This is a genomic window from Knoellia pratensis (assembly GCF_042666395.1).
Lineage (GTDB): Bacteria > Actinomycetota > Actinomycetes > Actinomycetales > Dermatophilaceae > Knoellia > Knoellia pratensis.
This window is the reverse complement of the sequence record NZ_JBHTDJ010000004.1, coordinates 1-16,571: the sequence shown is the minus strand read 5'-3', so window position 1 is coordinate 16,571 and position 16,571 is coordinate 1. Positions and strand designations below refer to the sequence as shown.

Below are 16,571 nucleotides of genomic sequence, written 5' to 3'. Positions count from 1 at the left end.
CATTCCCCCGAAAATCACGCGACACGCCGTTGTCCCGTGACCATGATCGGGTGGTGACCGACCGCATCGAGCTCGCCGCCCGCAACAATGCGCTCTGGTGCGATGGCGTATGCCGCTCGCACGGGATCTCGGGAACGTTCGGCTCTGCGGTGTGGTCGAGCCCGGTACGCACTCCTCCGCTCTACCCGGACGCCGTCACCCTCACGGAGTCGACCAGCGAGCTCGACATCCTGCAGCGCATCGACGCCGCTGCCGGAGCCTCGATCAAGGACAGTTGGGCGAGCCTGGACCTGACCAGGGCCGACTTCGCCCCGCTCATCGCGGGTGAATGGCTCTGGCTCGACGCCGACGATGCCGCCGCACGCACTGGCGGCGACGGTGGGACCTGGCGCGAAGTTCGATCGGCAGCGCAGATGGAGGGGTGGAGTCGGGCCTGGGCGTCAGCCCCGCAGGACGCAGTCATTCTCGGTCCCTCGCTGCTCGCAGAAGAGGGGGTGAAGGTCCTGGCCGCAACAGAGGGTGAGCACGTGACCGCCGGGTGCATCGTCAACGTGACGGGCCAGGTCGCAGGCATCACCAACGTCTTCGCGGCAGACGGGGACGATGCGCGCGCGTGGGTCGGAGCCGCCGCTGCAGCGGCACTCGTGGCACCGGGTCACCACCTTGTCGGGTGGGAGTCGGGCGATGGTGTCGCGGCGGCGCGTGCCGCTCGCTTCGACACCATCGGCCCGCTCACCGTCTGGATCCGCTGACGAGTCAGACCTCGTTGGTGCCGAACCCTTCACGCTCGGCACGCTCGTGCGAGTCCACGGTCTCCTGGAAGAAGGTGATCGTCAGGCCGGCTGGCGCCTCGAGCCGCGAGTTGAGCGACATCCACGGCGTGAGGACCGGCTCAGCCACGACGGTCGCACCGACGTCCTCGGCCTCACGCGTCGCCGACTCCGCGTCGTCAACCTCGAAGGCGATCCGGATCTTCGGGCTCGGGGTTCCGCCGGCCTCGACCGCGTCAATCGCGACCTTGTGCGCGGGGCTCGCAATCTCGAACGTCGCCCGCCCGGCCTCGAGGATCGCGACACGGTCGTCGCCGCCCTCGGAGAACGCCGCAATCTCGTCCATGCCCAGCACGTCGCGATAGAACCGGACCGCCTCGTCATAGTCCTGCGCCTCGACAACGATCCGCAGTTGCTTGACCTTCTGAATCTTCTCGTTCGTCATGAGAGGTCCAAGCGCAAACTGCCCCGACTTATTGCGCAGCAAAGAGCGCCCCGCACCAACAGTGGCGGGGCGCTCTCCCTGCTGAGTCGGAGAGGGGTCGAAGCTCATCCAAGGACTCAGGACCGAGCCGGGGTCGAAGCGGCTCGGAGTTCGTGGTGTGTGTCTGTGCGATCAGCCCTGCGGGATGACGATGGCCTGGCCGACCTGGACCTGCGCGCTGGCAAGGTCGTTGGCGTCCTGGAGCATCGACACACCAGTCGCGATGGACACGCCGGTCAAGTTCTCGGCGGCAATCTCGGAGAGGGTCTGTCCCTGCTGGACGGTCACCGTCTCGGCGGGCGCCGACGCGGCAGCCCCACCGGTGAGAGCGACGAACGCCACAAGGAGAGCGACGAGCACGACGGCACTGGTGAGAACGAGTCGTCCGGCCCGGGTCAGACGCAGCGCGGGCTGCGCCACCTCGCGCACCGACTCGCCCGTGGGAACGGACACGAGCCGCGGCTGCGGGGCACGACGCGGAACGGGCCGGGGTGCGGCATACCCATTGGTGGTGCCGTCCAGCAATGCAGCGCTGTCCAGAACTGCAACTGCACTCATGGTGTCCTCCTGGGTCGATGTCACGATCGAAACGGTGTTCGAACGAACGCTTGTACGATTTCTAGCACGGATGTTCGAGGACTTCAAGACACGCGTCGAACAGATGTTTGAAACATGTACTCGAACTCCGTAGTCTGTGCTCATGTCAGGAAGCCAATCAGGCACCACTGACAACGCCCCGCGAGGAGACGAACCCATGAGCGACAAGCGCCGCCACGACGCCGACGACAGTGTTGTGCAGCAGCTGCCCGACCGCGACCCCGGTGACGGCACGCTCACGGTGCGTCAGCGCAAGGTTCTCGACGTCATCCGCAACTCCGTGGATCGGCGCGGCTACCCGCCGAGCATGCGCGAGATCGGCCAGGCAGTTGGCCTCACCTCCCCCAGCTCGGTGTCGCACCAGCTCAATGCGCTCGAGAAGAAGGGCTACCTGCGCCGCGACCCCAACCGGCCGCGCGCGCTCGAGGTCATCTCGCCCGACACGCCGAGCGACATCCGCGGCTATCGCGGTGGCGCCTCGCCCGACGACATCGACGCCGAGATGGATCCGACCGGTTCGGGTGACGCGCGTCCCGAGGCGAGCTACGTGCCCGTCCTCGGACGGATCGCCGCCGGTGTGCCGATCATGGCTGAGGAGATGGTGGACGAGGTCTTCCCGCTGCCCAAGCAGATCGTCGGCGAGGGCTCGCTCTTCCTGCTCAAGGTCGTGGGTGACTCGATGATCGACGCCGCCATCTGCGACGGTGACTGGGTCGTCGTGCGTCAGCAGCCCAACGCCGACAACGGCGACATCGTGGCCGCGATGCTCGACAACGAGGCGACAGTCAAGACGTTCAAGCGCAAGGACGGCAAGGTCTGGCTCATGCCGCACAACCCCGCCTTCGACCCGATCGACGGCGACCACGCCACCATCCTGGGCAAGGTCACCGCGGTCCTCCGCCGGATCTAGTCCACACTCACAGCGAGTTCGTCCGCCAACGCGGACAACGTGACGCCGAGCGACGCATCGATCCGATGCGTTGTCTCGGCGTCGCCGCGTGTGGGGCCCTTCGTGACGACCACGACGGGTATGCCGTGTGCGGCCGCCCGTCGTACGAACCGGTAGCCGCTCATCACCTTGAGCGACGACCCCAGCACGACGAGCGCGGGCGCCGCGTCGGTGAGGGCGAAACACTGCTCGACCCGCGCCTTGGGAACGGAACCACCGAAGAAGACGACGTCGGGTTTGACGGTGTCGGCACGGCATACGAGACAGCGTGGAGCGACAAAGGTCTGGACGGCCGAGTCGGCCAGGACGATGTCGCCGTCGGGCCGGATCTGACTGCTCACCTGAGAACCGTCGCCGACGAGTCCCATTGCGAGAGAGGCGAATCCGGGGTTGGCGTCGTCCATGAACGCCTGGACGAGGTCGCGGTCCACGCGCTCCCCGCAGGTGAGGCATTCGACCTCGGCGAGGCTCCCGTGGAGCTCGATGACGTCACGCGTGCCGGCGTCCTGATGGAGTCCGTCGACGTTCTGGGTGATGACCGTGCCGAATGCCCCGGCGCGCTGGAGCCCGGTGACGGCGCGGTGTCCGGCGTTGGGTTCGGCCGCACTGAAGCGCTGCCAGCCGATGAAGCTGCGAGCCCAATAGCGCTGTCTCGCAGCACTCGTCGCAATGAACTCCTGGTGCGACATTGGCGTGACCCGACGATTGCCGTCCGGGCCGCGGTAGTCCGGGATGCCACTCTCGGTGGAGATGCCGGCACCGGTGAGGACGAGCGCTGGATCGCAGTCGCGCAACAGGGCAGCCACGTCGGCGACGCTGACGTTGGTGCTCATGTTGGACCTGACCGCAGAACTCACCGCACCATCGTAAGTCGGCACGAGACCGCCCCCGAGGGGTCAGGGCGGCGCGACGCCGAGTGACACGCTCATCAGGCGGACGCCAGGATCGCCCTCGCAGAAGTGACGGTTGCGAAACCTCCACCGTGCAGGTTCGTCGCCGTGGCCCGGGCCAGGTCCTCGGCCGACATCACTGCGCCGTCCGGCCCCGCCAGGTCGAAGGTGCTCGTCGCGTCGATCGGCACGATGACGTCGTAGCCGAGGTTCCCGCCCATTCGCGACGTCGTCTCCACGCACATGTTCGTCTGGATCCCGATGACGACGATCTGGCTGATGCCGCGTCCACGCAGCCAGCCGTCGAGGTCCGGCTCACCGATGAAGGCCGAGTTGACGCTCTTGGTCACGAGGACGTCGGCCTTGAGCTCTGCCACCCACGCGACCACGTCGTTGCCGGGCTGCCCCGGGCGCAGCGGTGAGGCGGAGCTCGTGCTGTCGTGGCGTACGACGACCAGGGGTCGACCCGACTCGCCCCACTTGTGCGCGAGTTCGCGCATCCGCTCCTGCGCCGCCGCGGCATCTGGACCGGGGCGCCCCCACGCCGCGTCGTCGAATCCGTTCTGGATGTCGATCAACACCAGGGCGGCGTTGTCGGCGATGGCGGGCAACGGAGCAGTCTCGGAGGTCATGTCACCACCTCACACCGAGGGCAACCCGTCGGCCTAGTGGCTCCCACGACATCATCCGCAAACTTTCCGCCACTTCCCACGTTGCGTCTGCGGATGTGGCGGCTCCAGCGACCCTTCACGCAGACGCAAGGGAGAGGCCGGGGCGGTCACTCGCCGGGGCAGGCGTTCTGGTGGACGAGGGCCCCCGTGACCATCCAGCGCCAGTCCGTGGCCGACCCTCCCGCGTGGGCCCCGGCGCCACACTGGCACTTCCAGTGCCAGCGCCCGAGGGCGTCACAGCTGACGTCCGGGTGGTGGCTGCGGCGGGCTGTCCGCCGGCGGATCGTGGTCTTCATGTACGGAAGGAGGCGGCGCTCTCCCCACAGATACGCCGCACCACCACAGGACCCTGCATCACACCCTGTGCAGAGGACTGGAACTTTGATAACTGAGCGTTATAGAATGCATCCATGATTGATGCAGCCGGACTCCGGGTCATGCGCGCCATCGCCGATGAAGGCAGCTTCACCGCGGCGGCGCTCTCGCTCGGCTACTCCCAGCCCGCCATCTCGCAGATGGTTCGCCGCCTCGAGACACGCACGGGCACGACGCTCGTCGAGCGCATCGGTCGCAGCGTGCGGCTCACCGAGGCCGGCGCCGTGCTCGCCCGCCACGCGGGCCCTGTCCTCTCTGCTCTTGACGCCGCCGAGGAAGAAGTCGCGGCCATCGCCGGACTGCGCTCCGGCCGCGTCCGGCTCATGGCCTTCCCCAGCGCGTCCGCGACCCTCGTCCCCAAGGCGCTGGCCAAGGTCAAGGCCGACCACCCCGGTGTCACGATCACGTTCAGCGAAGCCGAACCACGCGAGTCCCTTGCGGCCCTGCGCGCCGGCGAGTGCGACCTTGCAGTGGCCTTCGTCTACGAGGGCACCGACCTCGGTCGCGGCGAAGAGGACCTCGACGCCTTCGTCACCACTCCCCTCCTCGACGACGAGGTGCTGCTCGCAGTCCCCCGCACCCACGAGCTCGCCCACGCCAAGAACGTCGACATGGCCGCCCTCAAGGACGAGACCTGGATCGCTGGCTGTCCGCGCTGTCGCGGCCACCTCCTCCAGCTCGCGAGCACGGCCGGCTACGTCCCCAACATTGCCTACGAGACCGAGGACTACGTCGCGGTCATGGGTCTCATCGCCGAGGGCCTGGGTGTCGCGGTCATCCCCGACCTCATCCTCAAGACCGTCCACCACGAGGACGTCGCCGCGCTCCCGATGACGCCGGCCTCGCGCCGTCACATCGTGGCCGTGACCACGCCGGACCTCCAGCGCGTGCCGGCGGTCAAGGCCACCCTCGACGCCCTCGTCGAGAGCGCCAAGGCGTCGAGCGCCAAGACCCGCAAGAAGGCCTTGGCCCACTGATCGACCGCGCCATTCACTTCGCCGTGACAACCTCCAGTCGACCGTCACGCTCGACGACGGCGACGTGCCCACGCTGGTCGGTGCGATAGGCGGCATACCCGTTGCTCCTGAGCATCGCCAGGTGCGCGGCCGTCGGATGCCCGTAGTCGTTGTCCTTGCCCACGCTGATCACCGCGACGGGTGCCCGCACCGCGGCCATCAACGCAGGGTCCAGGTTCGCGCTTCCGTGATGCGGCGTCTTGACCACGTCGAATTCCGTTGCAGCAGAGGCCATCTGGGGATCCCGTCGCATCCTCAACACGAGATCGTGCGCTGCCTCCCGCTCGACGTCTCCCAGGAGCAGCGCATCCACCTCCCCCACACGGACGGCGAGCACGATGCTCGCGTTGTTGGGCACCGACCCCGCCGCGATGCGCCGCACGGGCGCCCAGACCTCCGCGGTCACCTCGCCGAAGGCGAGCCGGTCGCCTGCCGCCACCGCAGAGACGGGTATGCCGCGTGCTCCCGTCCAGCGCGTCACCTCAGCGACCTGGTAGCCCGGCTCCGCGATCGGTGACACGAGCACCTGACCGACCTCGCGTCCGCCGAGGACCCCCGGGAGACCCTCGACGTGGTCGGCGTGGAAATGCGTCAGCACCACGGCGTCGACGACCTCGACACCCAGGGAGTCGAGACACCCGTCCACCGCCGCCGGCTCAGGCCCGGCATCGACGACGAGCGCCCGCCCAGGTCCGGTCCGCACGACCGCCGCATCACCCTGGCCCACGTCGCAGAAGGCGATGCGCCAGCCGTCCGGTGGCCAGGTCACGACCCGCGTCGGGATCGTCATGGCCGCCGTCACGGCCACGATGAGCAGGGAGACGAGAGGCTTGACCACGGCGTAGCGCCCAAGCCACCGCCCCATGAGCAACAGCAGGACGGTGAGTCCCGCAAGCAGGAGCGCACCCGGCGCCCCATCGGGCCACGGCAGTGTCCCGCCCGGGACGTCGGCCATGACGCGCGCAGTCCGCGCGATGCCCAACGTGGGCACGGCGCCGAGCCACCCCACGAGCTGGGCAGGACCATCGGCGACGACCGACACCAGCGCAGCCACCACGCCGGCGATCGTGGCCGGCGCCACCAGTGGTGCCGCGACGAGGTTGGCGACGACACCGACGATGCTGACCGAGCCCTGCAGCAGGACGATGAGCGGAGCGCACATCGCCTGTGCCGCAATGGGAATGGCGATCGCTGGCCCCATGAACGCCAACCTCGGTGGCAGCCGCTGTGCGATCGCGTCGCCCCACGGCCGGGTGAAGAGGAGCAGACCAAGCGTGGCCAGCGCCGACAGGGCGAACCCGAATGATCGGGACATCCACGGGTCGACGACGAGCACGACGACGACCGCACCGGACAACACCGGAAGACCGGCAGCTCGGCGCGAGCGACTCATCCCGATGAGGCCGATCAGTCCCATGGCGGCCGCCCGCACCACGCTCGGCTCGGGACGCGCCAACACGACGAACCCGAGGATCGCGAGGGCAACGACGTAGGGCCGCCAGCGCCGAGGTACCCCGACGAGGACGCACAGCCCGAGCACCATCCCACCCACGACCGCGATGTTCGAACCGCTGACGGCCGTCAGGTGAGTCATCCCTGTCGCTTGCATGGCCTCTGTGAGATCTGGCGGAGTCCGACTCGTGTCACCGATGACGAGTCCGGGCAGGAGCCCGCGCGCATCGGCAGGGGTGGGGTCCACCGCCCTGCGAAGCCCGGACCGCAGATGCTCGGCGACACGAGCGATCGCGCCCGCAGGCTCGGTGACCTGCTGGTTCGAGACTCGGAGCACGGCCAGTTCCGGGTAGCCCGGCAAGGGCGGCGCCAACCGCCCACGCAGCCGCACCTCGTCGTGCCACTTCACCCGCAGCAAGGACTCGTCTCCGCGCAACGAAATCGGGGCGTATGCCGGCGTGCTCCGTCCGCGCCCATCGACCCGGTGCGCTGTGGCCTTGGCCATGACGACGGGCTCTCCACTCCCTCGCGCCGCGAGCTCCACGGGGTCCGAGGTCACGGTCGCGTCGAGCGTGACGACAGCCCGGGCGGTGGTGAGGTCGTCGAGGTCCCCGATGCCACGCAGGGCGTGCTGCCCATTGCCCGCGACCTGCACGAGCAGGCACACACCGACGACGAGCAGCAGTCGGCGGGCACGCCGTCGCAGGACCTGTGCGGCCACGAGGGCCGTGACCAGCCCGCCCGTGACCACCCATCGTGGCCCCGTTGACCAGGTCAGGGTGGACGCGAGCAGGGCCCACGCCGCGAGCGCCGGCACGAGCAGCCGGATGTCGCTGAAGCGCACCACTTCACGGGTCCACTCATCCCGGCGCGCGCGCAGCTCTGCCGACTCATCAACGGTCACAGCGTGACCTTGGGCGTCAGCTGGGCAAGGAGCTTCTCCCCGATGCCGCTCACCTCACCGAGTTCCTCGACGTTCGTGAACCGTCCGTGCTCGGTGCGCCAGTCGAGAATTCGTTGGGCGAGAACGGGTCCCACGCCGGGCAAGGTGTCGAGGGCAGACAGGTCGGCCGAGTTCAGCGAGACCGTGCCACCAGTCGAACCAGACCCTGAGCCCGCGACTGCACCCCCACTCCCAGCGCCCGAACCCGCACTCGTGCCCGACCCCGCCGCACCGGGAGCCGCCACGACCTCGCCGGGTTTGGGGACGACGATCTGCTCGCCGTCGATGAGCACCCGGGCAAGGTTGACCGCCGTGAGGTCGGCGGCACGAGTGGCGCCGCCCGCCGCGGTCACGGCGTCGCCGACCCGCTCCCCGGCCGTCATGCGATAGACGCCGGGCTTCGCGACCTGCCCGACGACATGGACGACCACGGGACCGGCCGTGTCCACCCCGGGACCTTGACCCGCGGACGGGTTCACCGTCGCCGAGGGCGCGCCAGGTGAGGCCCGCGACAGGGTGGACGTCCCCCGGCTCACTCCCGTGGGTTGCGACCCAGCAGTGGCTCGCGGCCCCACGGCCGCACCATCACCGGCACCCGCCAGCCAGATGCGCACCCCGAAGACGACGACCACCACGGCGATCACTGCCAGCACGGCAATCACGGCAGAGCGGCTCGGCACCCACCGGGCACCGCGCAGACTCAGCGGCAGCTCGAAGACCGGACCGCGCGGCACCTCGAGGGGTCGGTGCCGCCCACCCTCCTCGACGTCCCCACGAACCTCGACCTCCCCGCCATCGACCCGATCGGTCCGATCACCCGGGCCACCGCCCTCTCGCACCCTGGCCAGGGCGCGCGGTGACACGGTGTCGGGTTCGCGGCGGAACGGCATACGCCGACGTTAGGAACGACGGGCGCCCCACCCAACCCCGGACGAACCATCTGTGGACGACCACCCGACGACCAGGGACCTTGTGGACAACCTCAGCCGCTCAGGCGCCCCATCCAGGTCGCGATGTTGCGATGGTGCCGGGCGAGCACGATGAGCGAGACGACCACGAGCCAGACCCCCACGCCACGGTCAACAGTGGTGTCGGCCCGCACCACGAGCCACACACCCGCCCCCAGCAAGAACGTGCACGCGAGCACTGACGCGTTGCCGAGCCGCCGGACGAACGGCAGGCACACCGCGAACACCACGAGCGCGGCAAGCGCCACCCACGGCACGAGCGCCAGCATCGCCCCGAGCGACGTCGCCACTCCCTTGCCGCCACGCCCGCCGAGATAGGGGCTGTAGATGTGGCCGAGCACGCACGCCACGCCCGCAGCGAGTGCCACCCACGTGCCCATGGTCCGCAGCACGACGAATGTCGGCACAAACCCCTTGAGCACGTCGAGGACCCCGACGACGATCCCCCACTTCTTGCCGACGGTCCGTCCGAGGTTCGTCGCACCGGGGTTGCCGGAACCGACCTGCGACACGTCGACCCCGCGGGCACGACCGATGATGGTGGCCGGGTTGATCCCGCCGATCGCGTAGCAGAGCGTCGCGACGACCAACGCCACGAGAACCGTGCCGGAGGTCGAGAGGCTCACGGCGAGACCGGGGTCAGATCCGCGGGCTGACTGCGATGGCCAGAGTGCCCGGCCCGACGTGCGCACCCACGACGGCGCCGAGTTCAAGGAGCTGGAAGTCCTCGATCCCTTCGATGCGGGTCTGCAGTCGTTCGGCGAGCTTCTCGGCGCGCTCGGCGGAGTCAAGGTGGTGGACGGCGACGTCGACCCGCTGCGATCCGGCTGCCTCCACAGCGAGCTCCTCGAGGCGGGCGATGGCGCGCGACGACGTGCGCACCCGCTCGAGCGGAACGATCGCGCCGTCCTGCAGTCCGAGGATGGGCTTGATCGCCAGGGCTGATCCCACGAGGGCGTTCGCCTTGCCGATCCGACCGCCGCGCCGGAGGTGCTCGAGGGTGTCGACATAGAACACGACGGTCGCGTTGCTGCAGCGCGCACGAACGTGGTCAGCGACTTCCTCGGCCGTCGCCCCACGGGCGGCGAGAGCGGCACCGGCGAGGACGGCATAACCCATCGCCATGCCCATCGACCGACTGTCGATGACGGTCACGGGGACCGGCGAGTGCTGGGACGCGAGTTGCGCGGAGCCGAGCGTGCTCGACAGGTCGGCGGAGATGTGGACCGAGACGATCGAGTCGGCGCCCTTGTCCGCGAGCTCACGATAGAGGTCGAGGAAGGCTTGGGGCGCCGGGCGCGAGGTCGACACGGGCCGGAAGTTGCGCAGCGCGTCGGCCACCTCACCGGCCGCGACATCGACGCCTTCACGGCGCTCCTGCCCGCCGACGACGACGTGGAGGGGCACGACACCGATGCCGTGCGCCTCGATGAGGTCAGCAGACAGGTATGCCGTCGAGTCGGTGACGAGTGCGGTGACCACGGTCTGAGGCTAGTGCTCAGACGGTGTCGCTGTGGTCAGCACTCGCGCACTGGTCCCGAACACTCCTGACGATGTGCAGGTATGCCGCGTGGTCACCAGGGCAGGTCGACGAGCGTTTCCCGCTGGTCGTCCACGGGGACCCAGCCGCGGCCCTCGACCTGGTGGTACTCGACGCCGGGTCCCTGCGACGCGAGGGTTGCCACTGCAGCGAGGAGCCGGTCGACGTGCTCGGTGGTTGTGGCCAACCCGGCGCTCACGCGCACCGCGGTGGTGACGTGGGCCTCCTCGTCCGCGAGGAGGGCATCCACGAGGAGGTGCGCGCAGAACTTCCCGTCGCGCACGCCGATGCCGTACTCCGCGGAAAGGGCGGCCGACACGAGGGAGGACTCGACGTCCTCGACGGTGAACGCCACGACCGGCGCACGGTCCGCGTCGTCGCCGAAGATGCTGAAGGTCTCGACACCGTCGATGGCGCGCAGTCCGTCGACGAGGCGGGTGGCCAGACGCGCCTCGTGCTCCTCGACGGCGCCGCGGTTCTCGCGGATGGCGGCGCAGGCCGCAGCAACGGCGACCGCGCCGAGGACGTTGGGGCTGCCGCCCTCGTGGCGAGCCGGACCGGTCTGCCACGTCGTGCTGAGCGGGCCGACGGCAGCGGTGGCGCCACCACCGGCGAGGTAGGGCGGAGCCGCGTCGAGCCAGTCGGCGCGACCAACGAGCACGCCGGCGCCGTAGGGCGCGTAGATCTTGTGGCCGCTGAACGCGACGTAGTCGACGCCGAGGGTGTCGAGGTCGATCCGACGGTGACCAGCGAGCTGGGCCGCATCGAGCGCGACGCGGGCTCCACGCTTGCGGGCGATCGCGGCCAGGCGCTCGATCGGCCAGTACTCGCCCGTGACGTTCGAGGCGCCGCTGAGGACGACCAGGGTGCTCGAGGAGGTGGCGCGCTTGAGGGCTTCGGTGAGCAGGGCCTCGGCGTCCTTGTGGGTCAGCGGCACCGGCAGGCGAGTCGTCTTGCGGGCTTCCCACGGCAGGAGCGTCGCGTGGTGCTCGCTCGCGAAGACGATGACCTGCGTGCGACGCGGCAGGGACCGGGCGAGGAGGTTGAACGAGTCGGTCGTGTTGCGAGTGAAGACGACCTCGTCGCTCTCACGCGCCCCGACGAAGCGGGCGACCTCGTCGCGCGCGGCCTCGTAGTAGTGGCTCGACACCTGGCTCGTCCACCCCTGGCCGCGGTGGACGCTGGAGTACGTCTGGGTCGCCTTGTCGACGGCCGCAACGACGCTGGCCAACGCCGGGGTCGACGCCCCGTGGTCGAGGTTCGCGTACTCGACGAACGTGCCGTGGCAGGTCGGAACCCTGGGCGCCGCGACGACCGCCGGCACCGTGATGGCCGGGGTCGTGGTGGGAGCCTGGGCTGACGGCTGGGCCAGCGCCTCGACGGGCGAGCTCGGCGCGGGGACGGAGCGCAGCCACGGCTGGCGGCGTTCGCGAGTGAAGGTGTGAGGAATCGAGCTGGCGATGGACATCCGGTGCTCCCTGGAGAGTCGATGGACTCTCGAAGGTGCTCGCGAGTCCGCGCTTGCCGACTGCGTTGCTGCAGCCGACCAGGTCGTCACCCGGAGCACCCCACCGCGGAGGAGGGTTGCCGACCAGCAAGCCGGGGCTGAACACTGGTACTCGTGACCTTGGATCAGCACACTAGCGCGAGCCCGTCACCCCTCGGGACCCCCGGTCCACGGAGTGAGATCGGGGAGGCCACGTCGCCTGGCCTCAGGTGGCCGGCGTGGCCTTCAACATCGGCAACCGCAGCGAGATGGACAGGTACCCGCCATGGGTGTACGTGACGGGCGCGGAGATGGTCTCCGCCGGGTAGCGGGGCCAGGGTGTCCGTGCGATCCGAACTTCCCCCTGACCGCTCCCCTTCGGCAACACGAAGCTGGCCTTCCCCGCGTCATCGGTCACAGACGAACCCACCGTCCTCTCGGCGACAGTGAGCGTCAGCTCGACGCCACTGACCGGAAACCCGTGGCATTCCCCAGCGAGGCAGACATCCGATATGACGTCGACAATGAGTCGTTCTTGGTCCTCCGGTTCGCTACAACCCGACAGGGCCAACAGCACCACCGCAACTCCAACGATTGCTCGCACGTTCCATTCCCCCAAGGCCTCGTGACTTCCCACTCCGAGACTAGGGCGAGTGCGTCAGGTACGCGCGGCGGCGAGGGCGAGGAGCACGGCTGAGGCGAGGCTCGTCACGGTGCGCAGGTGATTCCACCGGCACCACACCGCGGCGTATGCCGCCCACTCGCCTTCCGCTTCCCGGCCAGCTGTGAGCGCGTCGACCTTGTTGTTGATCGGGATGTTGGCCGCAGCGGTGATGACGAGGGACGCGAATCCGAGGAGCGCGCCAACGATCTTCAAAGCTCGATCGTCGCCCTGCCCCGAGAGCGCCATGGCGATCACCGCGACGCCACCCAGGGCGAGGACACCCATGGGGAGCAAAAGCAGGCTCTTGGGAGCCCACCGGTTGATCGACTGCATCGCGATGATGCCGTCGCGTGGCGCGAGCTCACGCAGGGCTGGCATCACGAAGGACGAGAACGCGAACATTGCCCCGCCGAACACGGCTGCGGCCAGCGCCGTTGCCGCGAGGATCCACACCTGAGGACTCATGCCACCAACGATGCCCTGCATCCACACCGTTGGTCGAGACCAAGGACCGTCTTCGTGCCCCAAACGGACACGATCCGTCGGCGAAGGCCGCCGCGCTCGTGTCCGTTTGGGGCACGAAGGCGCCAGGAGAGTCCAGTCAGAGAGGGACGACGTTGACCAGCTTGGGGGCTCGGACGATGACGGTGCGCACTCCCCCGGCCGTGGCCTCGAGCACCTTGGGCAGTCCGAGCGCCAACTCGCGCAGCTCGTCCTCACTGATGTCGGACGCGACCTCGATGCGGTCACGCACCTTGCCCTTGATCTGGATGACGCAGGTGACCGAGTCCTTGACGAGCAGGGCCGGGTCCGCCACGGGGAAGTCCTCGTGCGTCAGCGACTCGGCGTGACCCAGGCGCGACCACAGCTCCTCCGCGATGTGCGGGGCGAGTGGCGCCACCATGAGCACGATCTGGTCCGCCGCCTCACGGGGAACGGCGTCGAGCTTGGTCAGTGCGTTGTTGAGCTCGATGAGGCGTGCGATCGCCGTGTTGAACCCGAGCTCGTCGTAGTCACGCTTCACCGCGTCGATCGTCCGGTGCAGCACCCGAGCCGTCGCGTCGTCCATGGGCGCGTCACTGACCCGCACCTCACCGGTCTCCTCGTCAACGACGTTGCGCCACAGACGCTGCAGGAATCGCTGGGACCCGACGATGGCACGCGTGTCCCACGGCTTGCTCTGGTCGAGGGGGCCGAGACCCATCTCGTAGAGCCTCAGGGTGTCGGCGCCATACGCGGCATACATGTCGTCCGGGGACACCATGTTCTTGAGCGACTTGCCGATCTTGCCGAACTCACGCGTCACGGGCTGGCCCTGCCAGGTGAAGGCCGAGTGACCGTCGTCGCCGATGACTTCCTGAACCTCAGTGGACTCAACCGGCTGGCCGCGGTCGTCGCGGAAGGCGGCAGCCTGGATGTAGCCCTGCGCGAAGTAGGTCCGGAACGGCTCCTCACTCGAGACATGCCCGAGGTCGAAGAGGACCTTGTGCCAGAAGCGCGCGTAGAGCAGGTGCAGGACGGCGTGCTCGACGCCACCGATGTAGAGGTCGACGCCACCGGGGTCGCGCGTTCCGGCCGGCGCACCGTCAACGGCGGTGTCGCGCGGGCCGATCCAGTACTCCTCGGTCGCGGCCGAGACGAGCTCCTCGCGGTTCTCGGGATCGAGGTAGCGCAGGTAGTACCAGCACGATCCCGCCCAGTTGGGCATGGTGTTGGTCTCGCGGCGATAGGGCTGCACGCCACGGCCGTCGCCGAGGTCCAGCTCGACGTTGACCCACTCGGCGACACGGCCCAGCGGCGGCTCCGGGGAGCTCTGCGCGTCCTCGGGGTCGAAGGTGCGCGGGCTGTAGTCGGGGACGTCCGGCAGCTCAACCGGCAGCATCGACTCGGGCACGCCATGGGCAGTTCCGTCGGCGTCGAAGACGATGGGGAACGGCTCGCCCCAGTAGCGCTGACGGCTGAAGAGCCAGTCGCGCAGCTTGTAGCTGACCGTGGTCTCGCCATGACCCTGCTCGACGAGCCAGTCGATCATCGCGGCCTTCGCCTGCGCGATCGGCTTGCCGTTGAGGTCGATGGAGTCGTTGGCCGAGTTGATCGCCGGACCCTCACCGGTGAACGCCTCGTCGTCGGGGTGCCCCTCGGTGGGCTGCACGGTGCGGATCCTGGGCAGGCCGAAGACGTCGGCGAAGTGCCAGTCACGCTCGTCCTGACCGGGCACGGCCATGATCGCGCCCGTGCCATAACCCATGAGGACGTAGTCGGCGATGAAGATCGGCAGCTCGGCGCCGGTCGCCGGGTTGACCGCGTAGGCACCGGTGAAGACACCGGTCTTGTCCTTGCCTTCGATCTGACGCTCGACGTCGCTCTTGCGAGAAGCCGCCCGCCGGTATGCCGCAATCGCACCTTCCGGAGTCGCCTCGCCACCGGTCCACGCCGGGTTCGTTCCCGGCGCCCACTCCCCCTGCGCGACAAGGGTGTCGACGAGGGGGTGCTCGGGCGCCAGGACCATGAAGGTCGCGCCGAACAGGGTGTCGGGTCGGGTCGTGAAGACCTCGATCGGCTCGCTGCCCTCCGGGGCGCCGACAACCGGGAACGCAACGCGCGCGCCGTGGCTGCGACCGATCCAGTTGCGCTGCATGGCCTTGACCTTGTCCGGCCACTGCACGCGGTCGAGGTCATCGGCCAGGCGGTCGGAGTAGTCGGTGATGCGCATCATCCACTGGCGCAGGTTGCGCTTGAAGACGGGGTAATTGCCACGCTCGGAGCGGCCGTCGTTGGTGACCTCCTCGTTGGAGAGCACCGTGCCCAGACCCGGGCACCAGTTGACGGGAGCCTCCGAGGCGTAGGCCAGGCGGTGTTCACTGAGCACTCCTTCACGCTCGGCCGGCTCGAGGTCGGCCCAGGCCCGACCCTCGGGCAACTCCCGGGTACCGGCCTCGAACTCGGCGACGAGTTCGGCGATGGGACGAGCCCGGCCGCGACTGCCATCGGGGCGCTCGGCGTCGCGGTCGTACCAGGAGTTGAAGATCTGCAGGAAGATCCACTGGGTCCAGCGGTAGTAGTCCGGGTCCATCGTCTGGATCGAACGACGCTGGTCCAGTCCGAGCCCGAGCCGGCGCAGCTGGCGGGCCATGATGACGATGTTGGCCTCAGTGGTGACCCGCGGGTGTTGACCGGTCTGCACGGCGTACTGCTCAGCGGGGAGCCCGAAGGCGTCATAGCCCAGGCAGTGCAGGACGTTCTTGCCGAGCATCCGGTGATAGCGCGAGAAGACGTCCGTCGCGATGTACCCCAAGGGGTGACCGACGTGAAGGCCGGCTCCACTGGGGTAGGGGAACATGTCGAGGACGAGCAGGTGTCCGCCCTCGCGCTTCGCGACCTCCGCGGGATCGGCGAAGGGACCGTCCGGGTTGGGCGCGTTGAACGTGCCGCTGGCCTCCCAACGGTCCTGCCAGGCCAACTCGATCTGGTCGGCCAGTTCGGCCGTGTAGCGGTGCGCCGTCTCGCTCATGTCATTCCTGCCTGCTCGGGTGGCTGCCCACAAAAAAGCCCCTCACACAGGAGGGGTTTGCCGCGGTGACGTCCGGGTGGAGCGTCAGCGCGGCTGCGGAAGAAGCTGCTGCAGCCCGGCCATGAGCACAGACTATCGCAGCGATCCAGATGGCCCCAAATGCGAAATGGCCCCCACGAAGGTGGGGGCCATTTCTGAATGTTTGTCCGGCTGCGTCCTACTCTCCCACACCGTCACCAGTGCAGTACCATCGGC

General features: G+C 68.9%; 16 protein-coding genes and 1 riboswitch. Of the genes, 3 read left to right on the top strand and 13 right to left on the bottom strand.

The window, feature by feature from the left end:
- Positions 1–53: 53 nt before the first annotated feature.
- On the top strand, positions 54–752 hold the full coding sequence (locus ACFQRE_RS16195; protein WP_380124379.1) for a hypothetical protein: 699 nt from the start codon (positions 54–56) through the stop codon (positions 750–752).
- 4 nt (positions 753–756) lie between these two features.
- On the opposite strand, the gene ACFQRE_RS16190 is transcribed toward ACFQRE_RS16195, so the two are convergent.
- Positions 757–1,215 (bottom strand): VOC family protein, encoded by a 459-nt coding sequence (locus tag ACFQRE_RS16190; protein ID WP_380124376.1) that lies wholly within the window; start codon positions 1,213–1,215, stop codon positions 757–759.
- A gap of 171 nt (positions 1,216–1,386) precedes the next feature.
- The gene (locus ACFQRE_RS16185; protein WP_380124374.1) at positions 1,387–1,812 is read right to left on the bottom strand and encodes a LysM peptidoglycan-binding domain-containing protein; all 426 of its coding nucleotides are present in this window, start codon (positions 1,810–1,812) and stop codon (positions 1,387–1,389) included.
- A gap of 196 nt (positions 1,813–2,008) precedes the next feature.
- Between ACFQRE_RS16185 and lexA the strand changes: the two genes are divergently transcribed.
- Positions 2,009–2,761, top strand: coding sequence for a transcriptional repressor LexA (gene lexA / locus ACFQRE_RS16180; protein ID WP_380124371.1), 753 nt, complete (start codon positions 2,009–2,011; stop codon positions 2,759–2,761).
- Here lexA and ACFQRE_RS16175 read toward each other — a convergent pair.
- The 3 genes from ACFQRE_RS16175 to ACFQRE_RS16165 all read right to left on the bottom strand — a co-directional run bounded on the left by ACFQRE_RS16175 (position 2,758) and on the right by ACFQRE_RS16165 (position 4,657).
- Entirely contained in the window at positions 2,758–3,657 is a 900-nt protein-coding gene (locus ACFQRE_RS16175; RefSeq protein ID WP_380124368.1) for a Sir2 family NAD-dependent protein deacetylase, read from the bottom strand. The two genes, lexA and ACFQRE_RS16175, sit on opposite strands and share 4 nt — an antisense overlap.
- A 71-nt stretch (positions 3,658–3,728) precedes the next feature.
- On the bottom strand, positions 3,729–4,322 hold the full coding sequence (locus tag ACFQRE_RS16170) for a cysteine hydrolase family protein (RefSeq protein WP_380124365.1): 594 nt from the start codon (positions 4,320–4,322) through the stop codon (positions 3,729–3,731).
- Positions 4,323–4,468: 146 nt separating this feature from the next.
- A complete protein-coding gene (locus tag ACFQRE_RS16165) occupies positions 4,469–4,657 on the bottom strand; it encodes a hypothetical protein (protein ID WP_380124362.1) in 189 nt (62 codons plus the stop codon).
- A 114-nt stretch (positions 4,658–4,771) separates the two neighbouring features.
- On the opposite strand from ACFQRE_RS16165, the gene ACFQRE_RS16160 reads away from it, so the two are divergent.
- The gene (locus ACFQRE_RS16160) at positions 4,772–5,713 is read left to right on the top strand and encodes a LysR family transcriptional regulator (protein ID WP_380124359.1); all 942 of its coding nucleotides are present in this window, start codon (positions 4,772–4,774) and stop codon (positions 5,711–5,713) included.
- Between the two features lie 13 nt (positions 5,714–5,726).
- Here the strand turns inward: ACFQRE_RS16160 and ACFQRE_RS16155 are convergent, their stop codons facing one another.
- The 8 genes from ACFQRE_RS16155 to leuS form a co-directional block, all read right to left on the bottom strand.
- Positions 5,727–8,108, bottom strand: coding sequence for a ComEC/Rec2 family competence protein (locus tag ACFQRE_RS16155; protein ID WP_380124357.1), 2,382 nt, complete (start codon positions 8,106–8,108; stop codon positions 5,727–5,729).
- A complete protein-coding gene (locus ACFQRE_RS16150) occupies positions 8,105–9,037 on the bottom strand; it encodes a ComEA family DNA-binding protein (protein WP_380124354.1) in 933 nt (310 codons plus the stop codon). The genes ACFQRE_RS16155 and ACFQRE_RS16150 overlap by 4 nt, the downstream gene beginning before the upstream one ends.
- A 92-nt stretch (positions 9,038–9,129) precedes the next feature.
- Positions 9,130–9,741 carry a glycerol-3-phosphate acyltransferase gene (locus ACFQRE_RS16145; RefSeq protein WP_380124351.1) on the bottom strand — a complete coding sequence of 204 codons (612 nt, stop codon included), beginning with the start codon at positions 9,739–9,741 and terminating at the stop codon, positions 9,130–9,132.
- Between the two features lie 13 nt (positions 9,742–9,754).
- The gene (locus tag ACFQRE_RS16140; RefSeq protein ID WP_380124348.1) at positions 9,755–10,597 is read right to left on the bottom strand and encodes a DegV family protein; all 843 of its coding nucleotides are present in this window, start codon (positions 10,595–10,597) and stop codon (positions 9,755–9,757) included.
- A 92-nt stretch (positions 10,598–10,689) separates the two neighbouring features.
- Positions 10,690–12,123, bottom strand: a complete 1,434-nt coding sequence (locus tag ACFQRE_RS16135) for an aminotransferase class V-fold PLP-dependent enzyme (protein ID WP_380124346.1) — start codon at positions 12,121–12,123, stop codon at positions 10,690–10,692.
- 44 nt (positions 12,124–12,167) lie between these two features.
- A riboswitch (SAM riboswitch) is annotated at positions 12,168–12,282 on the bottom strand.
- Between the two features lie 85 nt (positions 12,283–12,367).
- Positions 12,368–12,721 carry a hypothetical protein gene (locus tag ACFQRE_RS16130; protein WP_380124343.1) on the bottom strand — a complete coding sequence of 118 codons (354 nt, stop codon included), beginning with the start codon at positions 12,719–12,721 and terminating at the stop codon, positions 12,368–12,370.
- A 78-nt stretch (positions 12,722–12,799) separates the two neighbouring features.
- Complete coding sequence (locus ACFQRE_RS16125; RefSeq protein ID WP_380124341.1) at positions 12,800–13,270, bottom strand: anthrone oxygenase family protein; 471 nt, start codon at positions 13,268–13,270, stop codon at positions 12,800–12,802.
- A gap of 136 nt (positions 13,271–13,406) precedes the next feature.
- Positions 13,407–16,316, bottom strand: coding sequence for a leucine--tRNA ligase (leuS, locus tag ACFQRE_RS16120; protein ID WP_380124338.1), 2,910 nt, complete (start codon positions 16,314–16,316; stop codon positions 13,407–13,409).
- Between the last annotated feature and the right edge of the window lie 255 nt (positions 16,317–16,571).